Raw genomic sequence first — 14,154 nt, 5'->3', positions numbered from 1 at the left:
TGCTCCTTTGCCTGAGCGATTGGCACACAACAAAACACCAGGTGAGCGGCTTGTCAACCATTTACCGACAGCCTGTCCTGTTTCTTGACTAATGCGCTTTAGTTTCTCTAGGTTCGGACCATGAGGCGGGTGACGATCAGGGAGATCGCGCGCCGGGCGGGTGTCTCGGAGAGCGCGGTGTCGTTCGCGCTCAACAACCGGCCGGGCGTGTCGGAGTACACGCGCCGGATGATCCTGCAGGTCGCGGAGGAGATGTCGTGGCGGCCGAACAGCGCCGCCCGCGCGTTGGGCGGGTCACGGACCGGCGCGGTCGGCCTGGTGCTGGCCCGGCCCGCCGAGACGCTCGGCGTCGAGTCGTTCTTCCTGCGGCTGGTGTCCGGGATCCAGTCCGCGCTGTCCACTTCGGCCACCGCGCTGCTGTTCCAGGTGGTGGCGGACGTGGCCGCGGAGGCAGAGGTCTACCGGCGGTGGTGGGCCGAGCGCCGGGTGGACGGGGTGCTCGTGGTCGACCCCAGGATCGACGACCCGCGGCCGAACCTGCTGTCCACCTTGGGCCTGCCGGCGTTGCTGATCGGCGGCCCGGACCCGACGGGGACGTTGCCGAGCATCTGGGCGGACGACACCCGGGCGATGACCGCGATCGTCGAGCACCTGCGAAGCCAGGGGCACCAACGGATCGCGCACGTCGCCGGACTGGCGGACCTGCTGCACACCCGGCACCGGATCGAGGCGTTCGAGGCCGCGACCGGCGCCGCGTCGGTGACCACCGACTACAGCGACGAAGCCGGCGGCCGGGTCACCCGTGAGCTGCTCACTGCGGCCGAGCCACCGACCGCGATCGTGTACGACAACGACATCATGGCCGTCGCCGGCATAGGCACCGCGGCCGAACTCGGCCGGGCCGTGCCGGCCGACGTGTCACTGGTCGCCTGGGACGACTCGCCGCTGTGCCGGCTGACCCACCCGATGCTCACCGCGCTGGTCCGTGACACGTTCGGCTTCGGTCAACGCGCGGCGCACAGACTGCTGGAGGTCGTGGACGGCACAGCCACCGGCGACGTCGAAGACGAGATGCCCCACCTCGAACCCAGGGGCAGCACCTCAACGCGACAGTAGGACGGTGTTCGAGGAGTAGGCCCGGGGCGCGGTGCCGCAGCACGATGCCCTGCGTGGCCTGCTGCTCGACCGGCTCACCGCAGCCGACCCGGACCGCGTGGACCGAGCGTTCGAACGGTTCACGACGATGCTTCGGGACTGACGTACACCCAGTCGCCGCCGACGCGCTCGAACCGGCTGTTCTCGTGCATCGAGTCCCCGCGTCCGGCGGCCCGGTAGTGCGCACGGAACTCGACCGTGCCCTCCTGGTGGAACGGACCGCCGCCGGACTTGCCGACGATCTCCAGGGACGTCCAGGTCAGACCGGGGTCGAAGGGCACGGACGCCGGCCGGGTCCGCGGATGCCACGTTTGAAGCAGGTAAGCCTCGTTGCCGACGGCGAAGGCGCTGAACCGCGAGCGCATCAGCGTCTCGGCCGTGCCGGCGGTCCCGTCGCCGCGATGGAACACACCGCAGCACTCGTCGTACGGCTGACCAAGGCCACAGGGGCAACGCGCACTCACACCGCGCAGACTACGACCGGACGCGTTTGACCAACGCGACGGTGGTGTCCCGGCGCAGAACGGCCACGGCCGCCGCCACCACGAGCAGGATCAGCGGCAGCGTCGGGCCGCCGTGCGACACCATGAACAACTCGGTGAGGGTCGCGCCGAGCAGGACGAGCGCCAGCCCCAACGCGGCCAGCCCACAGAGCATCGGGATGAACACGCCGATACCGCCGGCGATCTCCAGGACGCCGGTGACGTACCGCAGCCACTGGCCGACGCCGATCTCGTCGAACTTCCCGACCATGCCCGCCCCGAACAGCGACCACCCGCTGTAGATCATGTACCCGCCCAGCCCCACCTGCACGATCCACACCACGACGTTGACGATGACGCCCGCACGTGCTGTGGTGCTCGCTTCACTGGTCATGGCGGCGCCCCTTCCTTCTTCTCGTCCTGTCCCCAGGAAATACGCACGACAACCCACTACGGTTCACTGTCGGCCGGATGTGGACACTATTGAGTGGAAATCGCGAGAGCGAAGCGTCACCACATACCGCCATACGCATAAACAGCGGCCACCCGAAAGTATTCGACTCCCCGATCTCGGCACCAGCGTCAGTATGCGATGCTACGCTCCGGTTCGGCACTGCCAGCGATTATATCTCGCGACCGTCACATATTCGTTGAGCTTCTGATAATCGTTTTCTTTTGAATCGGTCGACATTGGCGACAGACGAAAGGAACTATCAGATGAAACCGCCGCTCATGGCCCGGCGATCCAGATTCCGACGGATGACCGCCGTGGTGGTGATGGTCACTGTGGGCGGGCTGGTTGCCCCGAGCGTGACCGCGCACGCCGCCACGCGTGCGGCGTTGATCGCCCCGGTCATCACCGATGTGGACGGACGCGACGGTGAGGTGCGGGTCACTGTCACCCTCGGGGACAGCGACGACCGGGTCGACCGGGTCGACGTGAGCGCCTACGCGGTCGACGACAACGGCGACCCCACCGGGAACTCGGTGGCGACCGGGAACGCGGACCGGCCCGCCGAGATGGACCCGGTCGAGGTCACCGTGAACGGGCTCACCAACGACACCAAATACGCCTTCGTCGCGACCCAGACCAGCGGCGGGAAGACGTCGGACAAGTCGGCACCGCCGTACCTGGGCGGCCCCGACGCCGCGGAGGCGCCGCTGGCGCCCATGCTGCGTTCGGTGTACGGCCGCGACCAGAGCCTCGCGGTCACGTGGGATCCAGCCAGCGACGACGGCTCACCGGTCACTGGCTACACGATCACCGCGGAGCCGGGCGGCCAGGCGGTGTCGGCCGCGGGGACCGACACCACGGCGACCATCACGGGCCTGACGAACGGCACCCGCTACACGGTGACGGTCACCGCCACCAACAAGGCGGGTACCGGGCGGCCAGGGACAAGCGACTTCAAGACGCTCGGCGCCGACCAGAACGGCACGGTCGCCCCAGCGCCTGCCTATGCGCCTGGCCCGCCGACCGACGTGGCCGTGGCTCCGCCCGCACCGGACGACGGGCACAGCACAGGCAACCAGACACAGCTGAAGGTGCACTGGAACGCCCCGGACGACGACGGCGGCAGCCCGATCACCGGCTACACCGTCCAGGCCACGGCGGACGGCCAGCCGACCGTCACGAAGCAGGAGGGCCCCGGGCCGAACGCGCTGCTCACCGGGCTGGTCGCGGACGTGACGTACCAGGTGACCGTCACAGCCCACAACGCCACCAGCCGGTCGGCCTTGAACCGCGCCGCGACCAGCGAGTCGTCCACGGCGGCAACCGGGGTCAAGATGAACCCCGACGCGGTCGTCCTCTCCTCGGCGTCGGTCGGCAAGATCACCACCGTCACCCCGACCAAGGTGATCTTCAATCACCCGACCGACCAGGTGAAGGCGCTGAAGAAGGACAAGATCGTCGTGGTCGGGAAGAACGACAACCGGATCACCGAAGGCAGCGGCCTGCTGCGCAAGGTGACCGACGTCAAGACCAGCGGCGACAAGCTGACGCTGACCACGGTCGACTCGGCGATCGACGAGATCATGGGCGACGTCGACCTGACCGCCGCCCCGGACGACGCCGCCATGAAAGAGGCCAGGATCACGAACGTCGCCCCGGGCTACCGCGCGTCGATCATCTCCCGGACCAAGGACGGCTGGGTCATCGATCTCGGCAAGAAGATCACCAGCGACCCGCGGCTGAAGGACAAGCTCCCCAAGGGCACGAAGGTGACCGCGAAACTGAACGTCGGGCTCACCGTCACGCCGGACTGGAAAGTCACCGCGGGGTGGCAGAAGGATCCCCGGGGCTGGTGGCACGGCTCGACATTCACCTGGGACTTCAAGGCCGCGGCGACCGCCAAGGCGTCGGTCAAGGGCCAGATCGGCATTTCCTACAAGCATCAGTTCGACAAGCAGAAAGTGTTCGAGGTCGAACAGAAGAGCTGCACGTGGATCTATGTCGTGGCGTTCTGCCCGAGGCTGGCGGTCTACGCCCAGGTCACCCTCGACGGCTCGATCACGTTCAGCTTCGTCGCCAGCTACCAGCGAAAGGTCGGTGGGCGGTTGTGGCGGGCGGCCGACACCAGCCTGCACAGCGAGGACCTGACCACCAACCCGACCAGCAAGTTCGGCTACACGCTCCAGGCCAAGGCCAAGATCACCGTCGACTTCCCGGTGGAACTGGAGATCCTGGTCTACAAGGTGGTCGGGCCGAAGCTGACGGTCACGCCGTCCTTGATCCTGGCTGCGGACACCGCGGCGAATCCGTGGCTCAGACTGGATCTCGGGGTCAAGGTCCGCCTCGACTTCGTGGTCGACTTCAAAGTGAAGAGATTCAGTTGGGGTGACACCGTCTACGACGGCACCGTCCGCCTGTGGGATTCCCAGGGACCGTTCCGGCTGCCGAGCCTCTCGCCCATGGTCAGCCAGGTCGGCAGCGGCCACAGAGTGGCGGCCGAGCCGATCCCGCTGACCGTGCAGTGGCCGGCGAACTGCACGCAGCACGGCAACGTGACCTGGTCGCTGATGCCGGGATCGGGAGGCACCATCCACGGCAACGGGGTGTACGACCCGCCGTCCGGGGACACGGACTCGCTGAACGTGATCATGGCCAGCACGGAGGCCACCGCGGACTGCCCGGCGACCACCGTGTACGCCGCTGTGCACACCGGCGACTCAACGCCCGGCCAACCGGTCGACGTGAAGTACAGCTCCGACGGGCACAAGATCACCTGGTCGCCGCCCACCGACCTGGGCGGCAAGCCGATCACCAAATACGCCGTCCTGGTGGAACACGACGAGTACGACGAGACAGCCGACGACTACGTTCTGGGCCCGAGTTCGGACACCAAGCTCTCGATCCCGGACGACAAACAGGACGCGCTCGACCAGCCTGGCGTGCGGGTGTCCGTGATCGCCTTCACGTCCGAAGGCCAAGGCCCGCCGTCCGACCAAGCCGCTCCCCCACAACGACCTTCCGAATCCTGACCAAAAGACGGCAGGTACGGCCCGCTGGGCCGTACCTGCCTCAACCGCTGCCCGTCGAGGGATCGAACCTCGGTCTCCGGGGTCAGAGCCCGGCATCCGTGCCAGCTGGACCAACGGGCACCGCAGGCGCGGGGCAGCGCGTACGGGAATCGAACCCGTGTTTCCGGATTGAGAATCCGGCGTCCTCACCCCTGGACGAACGCGCCATCGTGTCGACAAAACTGTGTCGACAAAACTGTGTCGGCAAAAGAAAACCGCCCGGGTCGGTGTCTCCGACGGGCGGCTCCCCTGGCGTGACCAAGACTACGTCACGGCGGGAGCCTCCGCCCGCTGTTCCCGCTGCCCGTCGCTGTTGGTCATCGCTTTTCCTTCGCTTGAACGTGTCTTTTCCCATCATCGCGCGGACATCGCGACACGGCAATCGAATTTCTGCGCGGCACACTCGTTGTCGGTATGTTCGGTCGTGTGGGAGTGACCGGGAACGTCGCGAAGCTGGTCGGTGGGTGTGTCCTCGGCGGGACGTTGCTGGCCGGCGTGCTGGCCCCGCTGACGTTGGGCGTCGGCGTGGTGGCCGCGAACGTGGGCGAGTCGGTCGCGCAGATCACGCCGACCGCCATCTCCGGCCAGCTGCCCACCGTGACCACGGTCACCGACCGGGACGGCAACCCGATCGCCACCCTCTTCGACCAGTACCGGATCCCGGTGGACTCGGACAAGATCGCGCCGGTGATGAAGGCGGCGCTGGTGTCGATCGAGGACCGCCGGTTCTACCAGGAGCACGGCATCGACCCGAAGGGCATCCTGCGCGCCGCGATCAACAACGCCAAGGGCGGCAGCGAGCAGGGCTCGTCCACCATCACCATGCAGCTGGTCAAGAACTACCTGATCAACATCGTGGACCGGACCAACCCGGCGGCGCAGGCCAAGGACCGGGCCGACACGTTGACCCGCAAGCTGCACGAGGCCCGCTCGGCGATCGACATCGACCAGCAGCTGACCAAGGACGAGATCCTCACCGACTATCTCAACATCGTCGAGTTCACCGGGAAGATCTACGGCGTGGAGGCCGCGGCCCGCGCGTACTTCGGGACCAGCGCGGACAAGCTCACCGTGCCGCAGGCCGCGCTGCTGGCCGGCATGGTGAACAACCCCACCCGGTACAACCCGTACGAGCACCCGCAGGAGACCAAGAAGCGGCGGGACCTGGTGCTCGACGCGATGGTGACCAACCAGGCCATCGACGCGCAGACCGCGGCCCAGGCGAAGGCCGCCGAGCTCGACCTGGTGCCCAACGGCCCGGCGGTGCCGTCGAGCACGTGCATGGGCGCCGCGCCGGCCGCCGGCTACTTCTGCCAGTACGCGCTGACGTACCTGAACCAGGCCGGGTTCACCACCACCCAGCTGGACAACGGCGGGTACACCATCAAGACCACAATGGACAGCAAGGTGAGCCAGGCGGCCAAGGAGGCGGTGGAGGCGAACGTGCCGACCACCCAGCCCGGGGTGGCCAACGCGATGGTGATCATCGCCCCGGGCACCCAGTCGCACGACATCCTGGCGCTGCTGGCCAACCGGAACCTGGGCACCGACCCGGCCAAGGGGCAGACCACCCGCAACCTGCCGGCCGAGGTGGACGACCCGTTCGGCGCCGGTTCGGTGTTCAAGATCTTCACGTCGGCCGCGGCCGTCGAGGCCGGCGTCGCGGACCTGGACACCCCGCTGCCGAACCCGTCCAGCCAGTGCTTCCCGCTGCCGCCGCACAGCAGTCCGCCGTGCTACACCGTGCGCAACGACGGCACCTACGCCGACCCGATCACGTTGGCCAGCGGCCTGGCCACGTCGCCGAACACCGCGTTCGTCGGCCTGGAGCAGCAGGTGGGCGTCCCCAAGGTGGTGGAGATGGCGTCCCGGCTGGGCCTGCGCAACACCATGCGGAGCAACGACGACGGCAAGACCCCGGTCCCGTCCTCGAAGGACCCGCAGCAAAGCGAGCCACAGTCACAGTACTTCCAGAACAAGCCGTCGTTCACCCTGGGCAACAGCCCGGTGAGTCCGCTGGAGCTGGCGAACGTGTCGGCGACCCTGATGAGCGGCGGCACCTGGTGCGCACCCAACCCGATCGCCTCGGTCACCGACGCGGCCGGCCGGCCGGTCCCGGTCCGGTCCACCCCCTGCGAGCAGGCCGTCACCGGGGACGTCGCGAACACCCTGATGACCGGCCTCAGCCAGGACACCGTGAGCGGAACCACCGCGGGCTCCGCGAAAGCCGCGGGCTGGAACCGGGACGGCATCGGCAAGACCGGCACCACCCAGGACAACGAGTCGGTGGCGTTCGTCGGTGGCACGGACAAGTACGCGGTGTCCTCGACGGTCTTCGCGGACGGCTCACAGCCGGGCCAGCTGTGTACCGGCAACCCGGTCCACATCGGCAGAGGCTGCCACGCCGCCTTCGGTGGCACGGTCGCCGCGCCACCGTACTTCCGTGCCATGAAGGCCATTCTGGGGCCGAACTACTAGCGACTACTCCGTTCAGGGAGATGGTCCGCGGCGGGGTAACAGCGGCAACCGCCTGGCGTACATAGGTTCGGACGGACCACCGCGCCGACAGATTGCGACGAACCCCCACATGATGGACGACATCAAGAAGCAAACCGGAACAGCCGCTCAGTCCGAGTCGGCCGCACTGCTCACGAAGCTGGCCGCACCGGTGATCAACGACTTCCCCGACGTGCCACTGCAGAAGTCCTTGATCGAACGCCTCGAGGCGGCGATCAAGTCATCGCAGGAGCAGGACTTCGACAAGTTCGTCCTGTTCGTCGGCGCCTTCGAACTGCCCGTCATCCCGGAGCACGGCAAGGAAGGCGCGGTGGCGGAGCACATCGAGCTGTTCAGCCTTCCGTCCCGGTTCGAAGCGGGGGAACGGAAAATCATCACGCACGCCCTGCACGCGCCGCAGAACGCGTTCAGCCTGGTCAAGGGCGACCTCGCCACCGGCCTCATCCGGCACTCGCTGCTCACCATGAAGGATGCCCACCAGCTCGAGTACCTCCGCCTGAGCGGAATCGTCGGGAAGCAGTGGAAGATCCTGGTCGAGATCCACTACTACCGTAACCGCGACAAGCAATACCACTCGTTCCACAAGGACACCTACGGGGAGACCCTTTTCGTCAACCTCTGCTACGACACGGACGGCCCCGTCCCCGGCCCGGAGTACATCCTCAACCCAGAGCTCGTCGACGACCACGAGCGGCAGATCGCCGAGTCCCTCCCGCCGAAGTTCCTCGCGGACCTGAAATGGGTCCGCAGCCAACTGCCCAAACCCACCCAGATCAACATGTCCACGATCCCGCCCAACGGGTACATCGCGTTCGTCGACGAGGCGCTTCACCACACGACGCCCATGGCCGGTGGCCGGACGGTGAACGGCCCGGTGATCCGCACGTTCCTCACCAAGCACTACAGCGACGCGATGGTCCAGGACGCCCTCGCCGCCGTCGGCCCGTTCCGGGAGGCGCAACCCAAGACCACCGGCGAGAAGTTCGTTTCGTTCTTCTCGCCAGCCAAACCCTTCGCCGACTTCGTGAAGGTGATCCCCAAAACGGAGGCGAGGAAGTGGCAGCGCCTGGTCGAGATGATGGTGACTCCGAAGGCCTCGTACGATCGAGCCAATCTCCTCGACGCGGGCCTGACCAACGACGAGATCGACACGTTGTTCGCTGAAGCTCCCCTTCTGCTGGGATACCAGCATGTCAACATTCCCCTCACCGCACAGGCATCCCTGGGCAAGCCGCCGCTCAAGCGGGAGGCGAGCGACGCGGCGCTCCAAGGCCGCGTCCAGCCGACAACGCCGGGCGACCGCCGCTTCTTCCGGACGTGGATCCGGGCCGTGCCGGCTGACCTGCCGCACTAGACGAACGAAATCGTCCGGAACTGGAACGAGGACAACGGCATGTTCCGGTCCGGCACGAAACCCGTCACCTTGTTGGTGTACGCGTCCAGCTGGTTCTTGAAGCCCCAGATGATGTAGCCGCCGGTGTCGTACTCGATGCGTTGGGCGTCCTTGAGCAACTGGGCGCGTTTGGCGGGGTTGAGCTCGCCGCGCGCCCGGTTGATCAACGAGGTGAAGCGCTGGTCGTTGAAGTGGCATTCGTTGTACGGCGCGTCCGGCAGCGATCCCTGCGCCACCTGGGGCAGGTAGTTGCGGGTGTACCAGTAGTCCTCGGCGAACACCCAGTTGAGGTAGTCGCTGCCGTAGAAGGTGGCACTGTCCACTGTGCGCACGGCGATGGTGACGCCGGCGCCTTTGGCCTGCTGGGCGAACAGGGTGGCGGCTTCGACCGCGCCGGAGCCGATGCCGCTCGACGTCACCAGTTCGACCCGCAGGCCGGCTTGGCCGGCTTGGCGCAGCAGGGACTTCGCCTGGGCGAGGTCCTGCCTGCGCTGCGGGATGTCGCTGGCGTAGCTCGCGTCGAAGGGCGCGTACAGGTCGTTCGCGATCCGCCCCTGCCCGGCCAGCGCCTGGCTGACCATCTGGTCCCGGTCCACCATCAGCCGGAACGCCTGGCGCACCCGGACGTCGTTGAACGGCGCCTTGTCCACCCGCATGGTGAACGGGGTCCACGCGCCCGACTCGGAGGCCATCACGGTCGCGCCGGCGGCTTTCACGTCGTTGATCTGTCCCGGCGGCACGTTGTCGATCGCTTGGACGTCCCCGGACAGCAGCGCGGCGACCCGGGCGTCGTCCGAGGGGAAGTCGACGATCACCAGCTCGTCCACGTACGGCTGGTCGGCCCGCCAGTAGTGGTCGTTGCGGGGGAAGGAACTGATCCGGCCGGGGGTGAACGTGCCGTACCGGAACGGCCCGGTGCCCACCGGGTGGGCCAGGTCGAAACCGGTCGGCACGATCGCCATGTAGTACTGCGCCAGGTCGTCCTGGAACAGCGCGTACGGCACGGTCAGCGGGATCCGCAGCGTGCGGGCGTCGATCTTGCGCAGCCCGGCCATGTCTACGACTCGCAGCGCGGCCGCGCCGGTGCCGGGCAGGTCGGCGATCCGGCGCAGGGTGAAGATCACGTCGTCCGCGTCGAGCGGCTTGCCGTTGTGGAACGACACGTCGGCGCGCAGCCGCAGGGTCCACGTCCGGCCCTGCTCGGCCGGTTCGAGGGACTCGGCCAGCACCGGCTCGATGTTGTACGCCGCGTCCCGACCGAACAGCGGTTCGTACAAATTGGACACTCGGGCCTGGTCCGGGTACGTCGGCGGGTGGTGCGGGTCCAGGGTGTCCTGGGCGCCGCCGCCGGTCACGCCGATCCGCAGCACTCCCCCGCGCCGCCGCGGGCCTAGCGCCGCGTTCAGCGCCTGCCGGCCGGTGTCGCCGGTCGTGCAGGCCGTGATCCCCCCGCTGGCCCCGAGCAGCGCGCCACCCGCACCGAGCAAGGCACTGGCGCGCAACAACTCCCGCCGGGTAACCGTCATCCCGCGACCCCGGACGGCAACGCCGGCGGCCCGGCGACCGGCCGGCCGAGCAGGTACCCCTGGGCCTGGTCGCAGCCCAGCTCGCGGAGCACCGTGAACTGGGCGACGTCCTCGACACCCTCGGCGATCGTGGTCAGCCCGAGCGCCTGGCCGAGCCGGATGACGGCGGTGACGATCTCCCGGTCGGACGGGTCGGTGACCAGGCCGGCCACGAACGACCGGTCGACCTTGATGATGCTCACCGGCAGCCGCTTGAGGTAGCTGAGCGACGAGTACCCGGTGCCGAAGTCGTCGATGCCCAGGTCGACGCCCATCTCCCGGAGTTCCTCCAGCTGCCGCAGCGTGGCGGTGTCGGCCTCCATCAGCACGGTCTCGGTCAGCTCCAACGCCAGCGCCGTCGGCTCCAGATTGGCCTGGGACAACGCCCGCGCGACCGTCCGCGCGAGATCGGGTTGGGTGGCCTGCCGCGCGGACAGGTTCACCGATGTACGCAGGCTCTGCGTCACCACGCCGGCCGCACGCCACTCGGCGAGCTGCCGGCAGGCCTGTTCCAACACGTACGTCCCGATCGGCACGATCAGCCCGCTGTCCTCGGCGACCTGGATGAACGCGCTGGGCGGCAGCAGCCCCCGGCCCGGGTCGTCCAGCCGGACCAGGGACTCGACCGCGACCGGCAGCCCGGTCTCCAGTTCGACCACCGGCTGGAAGTGCAGCACGAACCGGTCGTCCCGGAGCGCCTGGCGCAGGCTGGACGCGATCGCGACCCGGTCGACCGCGCGGGCCCGACGGGTCTCGTCGTAGATCTCCCACCGGTTCTTGCCCTGGGTCTTGGCGCCGTACATGGCCGCGTCGGCGTTGCGCAGCATCTCCTCGGGGCTCGACGCCTCGCCGTCGGACAGCGCGATGCCGATGCTCGCGGTGACCTCCACTTCGAAGCCGCCCACCACGGCCGGCTTGGCCAGCGCCTTGGTCAGCCGTTCGGCGATGTCCACCACGTTCTGCTCGGTCCGCAGGTCCGTGCAGAGCACCACGAACTCGTCCCCGCCGAGCCGCGCGACGGTGTCCGACGGCCGCACGTGGTGGTGGATCCGCGCCCCGACCTCGCGCAGGACCTGGTCGCCGACGTCGTGCCCGAGGCTGTCGTTGATGTCCTTGAACCCGTCCAGGTCGATGAACACCACGGCGGTGAGCGCCGGGTGCCGGGCGGAACGGGCGAGGATCTGCCGCAGCCGGTCCATCAGCAGCGCCCGGTTCGGCAGGCCGGTCAGCGAGTCGTGTAACGCCTGGTGCACCAGCCGTGCCTCGGCCTCGCGGCGTTCGGTGACGTCCTCGATCTGGGTGACGAAATACAGCGGCGCGTCGGACTCCGAACGGCGGACCGCGCACGCGGTGATCAGGCCCCAGACGATGTGCCCGTCGGCGTGCCGGTAGCGCTTCTCCGCGTGGTACGGCGCGGTGTCGCCGGCCAGCATGCCCGCCACGGCCTCGACGTCGGCCTGGTAGTCGTCGGGGTGCGTCACGTCGGCGACGGACATCGACAGCAGCTCCGGCTCGGTGTATCCGAACATCTCGCACATCGCCCGGTTGACCTGCATGAACCGCATTTCCAGATCGACAAGGCACATCCCGATGGACGCGTTGTCGAATGCCTGGCGGAAACGTTCCTGCGCCTCGCGCAGTTCCCGTTCGGCGGCACGGCGCGCGGTGACGTCGATGCCGGTCGCGATCACGTGGGTGATCGCGCCGTTCTCGTCGACAAGTGCCGCATTCGACCACGCCACTCGCAATTCGGTGCCGTCGTGGCGTGTCCATACATGTTCGAACTGGGACGGGAACGTGACCGCGGACAGGTTCCCGAAGAAATGCTCGGCCGCGGCCCGCTGGTCCGACCGAAGGAACAGTTCCCAGAACGGCTGGTCGGTGACCTCGGCGAACGCGTATCCGGTGGCGATTTCGGCGGTCCGGTTGAACCGGATGATCCGACCGTCGGTGTCGAACACGACCACCAGGCTGCCGGCGACGTTCAGCACCGCGTCCACGAAGTCGTGCTCGGCACGCAGCTGTTCCTCGGCCTGTCGCTGCTCCTCGACCATCACCTGCAACTGGTGGGCCATCCCGTTGAACGCGGTCGCCATCGCGCCGATCTCGTCCTGGCTGCGCACCTGGACGCGTTTGGTCAGGTCACCGCCCGCGAGTTCCTTCGCCCCACGCGCGACCGCCCCGACGTCGTTGCTCATCCGCCGCGACAACCAGATCGTGAGCGTCAGCGTGACCCCGAACGCGGTCAGCACGGCTAACAGCGCGAACGTGCGGTCCTGCACATCAGCGCTGTGCCGCACCTGCAACATCGAGCCTTCCTGCTCGATCAACGCGCTCCACAGCGTGTTCACCGCGCTCACCGCACGGTCCACCGCGCGGCCGTACACGTCACGGTCCAGTTGGATCTGCTCGGGTTCGACGAATTCGCGTGTGGTCCTGGTGGCGAGGTTCGTGACCGCCATGTACGCGGTCCGCAGCCGTGGCCCGAGGTCGTTGCGCAGGGCCTGTGCCTCGGCGCTGTCCCCGCCCGCCTTGAACGTGGTGAACAGGTCGTTCTGCAACGCGTCCACCTGGTGCCCCAACAAGGCCACCTCGGCGGCGACCTTGGTCCGGTCCGGCAGCGACACGTGCCCGGAGTCGACCATCTCGTCCACGTCGTCGCCGAGCTGGCTGACCTGGTCGACCAGCTCCGGGCCGTGCACCACGGTCGCGTCCGCCAGGTTGAACGTGGCCAGTTCCGGGTCCAGCACCAGGTTCGACGTCTGGCCGACGTACCCGATCAGCGTGCGGACGTCGGTGATCAGCAGCGAGTGCGCGGCCTCGTTGTTGGCCCGGTCGGGCTCGCTGGAGTTCCACGTCCGCCAGTTGCGGAACTGGGTGGCCGGCAGGGCGCTGGCGTTCAGGTCGCTCTCGGTGGTCCGTAAGTCCTTGCCCAGCTTGGCATCGGCCCGCACCAGCGCCGCGTAGTCCGCGTCCACCCGCTGTTTGCGCAGGTCGAGATCGCTGGCCGGGCGCTCGCCGCTGAGCACCTGGCGCGCGTACGAGCGGTGCGCCGCCAGGTCCGGCAGCAGCTGGCCGAGCGGACGCAGGTACTCCAAACCGCGCAGCTCGTTCTCGCTGAACGAGATGCGCTGGCTGTTGGCGTCCAGCAACAGGTACGTGGCAGCCACGAGCGGCACGGTGAAAGCCAGGCCGATGACCGCCAGCTTGTACCAGATCCGGGTGCGCCGGCCGAGGCCCTTGGCGGCGCCCGCCTTGCTCATGGAACGGCCGGTCGAACGCAGCACCTGCGCACGCCACCCACCTTCCCGCCCGGCGCGGTGATCGGCAGGGCAGCCAATACGTCGCCTGTTCTCGTCGCAGCCATCATCTGTCCACCCGGAAGAGGACGCAACCAGCAATTCCGCCCAAATCCGAGTCCTTTCCGCGTTATTGCGAATCGGATCGAGCGAGCAGCTTACGGCGGGGATCACTCTCGGGTGAACGCGACCCACCGAAGGGATGAAGCGAACTGTCGATC

General features: G+C 68.0%; 8 protein-coding genes and 2 tRNA genes. 4 read left to right on the top strand and 6 right to left on the bottom strand.

The window, feature by feature from the left end:
* The first annotated feature begins 120 nt into the window (after nt 1–120).
* Nucleotides 121–1,116, top strand: coding sequence for a LacI family DNA-binding transcriptional regulator (locus tag EV192_RS39175; protein ID WP_132123686.1), 996 nt, complete (start codon nt 121–123; stop codon nt 1,114–1,116).
* Nucleotides 1,117–1,235: 119 nt separating this feature from the next.
* On the opposite strand, the gene EV192_RS39170 is transcribed toward EV192_RS39175, so the two are convergent.
* On the bottom strand, nt 1,236–1,619 hold the full coding sequence (locus EV192_RS39170; protein WP_243727352.1) for a YchJ family protein: 384 nt from the start codon (nt 1,617–1,619) through the stop codon (nt 1,236–1,238).
* A 10-nt stretch (nt 1,620–1,629) separates the two neighbouring features.
* Nucleotides 1,630–2,031, bottom strand: coding sequence for a DoxX family protein (locus EV192_RS39165; protein WP_132123684.1), 402 nt, complete (start codon nt 2,029–2,031; stop codon nt 1,630–1,632).
* 365 nt (nt 2,032–2,396) lie between these two features.
* Here EV192_RS39165 and EV192_RS39160 point away from each other — a divergent pair, with 365 nt between their 5' ends.
* Nucleotides 2,397–5,120, top strand: coding sequence for a fibronectin type III domain-containing protein (locus EV192_RS39160; protein WP_165960857.1), 2,724 nt, complete (start codon nt 2,397–2,399; stop codon nt 5,118–5,120).
* A 47-nt stretch (nt 5,121–5,167) separates the two neighbouring features.
* On the opposite strand, the gene EV192_RS39155 is transcribed toward EV192_RS39160, so the two are convergent.
* Nucleotides 5,168–5,240, bottom strand: a tRNA-Gln gene (locus tag EV192_RS39155).
* Nucleotides 5,241–5,254: 14 nt separating this feature from the next.
* A tRNA-Glu gene (locus EV192_RS39150) sits at nt 5,255–5,326 on the bottom strand.
* Nucleotides 5,327–5,585: 259 nt separating this feature from the next.
* On the opposite strand from EV192_RS39150, the gene EV192_RS39145 reads away from it, so the two are divergent.
* Together EV192_RS39145 and EV192_RS39140 are read left to right on the top strand one after the other, a co-directional pair.
* The gene (locus tag EV192_RS39145) at nt 5,586–7,637 is read left to right on the top strand and encodes a transglycosylase domain-containing protein (RefSeq protein ID WP_243727351.1); all 2,052 of its coding nucleotides are present in this window, start codon (nt 5,586–5,588) and stop codon (nt 7,635–7,637) included.
* 109 nt (nt 7,638–7,746) lie between these two features.
* Nucleotides 7,747–9,030: a hypothetical protein gene (locus EV192_RS39140; protein WP_132123681.1), complete on the top strand. Its 1,284-nt coding sequence runs from the start codon at nt 7,747–7,749 to the stop codon at nt 9,028–9,030.
* Here the strand turns inward: EV192_RS39140 and EV192_RS39135 are convergent.
* Entirely contained in the window at nt 9,027–10,595 is a 1,569-nt protein-coding gene (locus tag EV192_RS39135) for an ABC transporter substrate-binding protein (protein ID WP_132123680.1), read from the bottom strand. The two genes, EV192_RS39140 and EV192_RS39135, sit on opposite strands and share 4 nt — an antisense overlap.
* A complete protein-coding gene (locus EV192_RS39130) occupies nt 10,592–13,897 on the bottom strand; it encodes an EAL domain-containing protein (protein WP_132123679.1) in 3,306 nt (1,101 codons plus the stop codon). Before EV192_RS39130 ends, EV192_RS39135 begins: the two co-directional genes overlap by 4 nt.
* Nucleotides 13,898–14,154 lie beyond the last annotated feature (257 nt).

Source organism: Actinocrispum wychmicini (assembly GCF_004345645.1).
GTDB lineage: Bacteria > Actinomycetota > Actinomycetes > Mycobacteriales > Pseudonocardiaceae > Kibdelosporangium > Kibdelosporangium wychmicini.
Note: the sequence above shows the minus strand (reverse complement) of the source record. Positions and strands in the feature narration are given on the sequence as shown.

Bases quoted from the DNA above. Each gene is read 5' to 3' on its own strand.
- EV192_RS39135 (WP_132123680.1), bottom strand. From the start codon at position 10,595: ATGACGGTTACCCGGCGGGAGTTGTTGCGCGCCAGTGCCTTGCTCGGT.
- EV192_RS39160 (WP_165960857.1), top strand. From the start codon at position 2,397: ATGACCGCCGTGGTGGTGATGGTCACTGTGGGCGGGCTGGTTGCCCCG.
- EV192_RS39130 (WP_132123679.1), bottom strand. From the start codon at position 13,897: ATGAGCAAGGCGGGCGCCGCCAAGGGCCTCGGCCGGCGCACCCGGATC.
- EV192_RS39140 (WP_132123681.1), top strand. From the start codon at position 7,747: ATGATGGACGACATCAAGAAGCAAACCGGAACAGCCGCTCAGTCCGAG.
- EV192_RS39175 (WP_132123686.1), top strand. From the start codon at position 121: ATGAGGCGGGTGACGATCAGGGAGATCGCGCGCCGGGCGGGTGTCTCG.
- EV192_RS39165 (WP_132123684.1), bottom strand. From the start codon at position 2,031: ATGACCAGTGAAGCGAGCACCACAGCACGTGCGGGCGTCATCGTCAAC.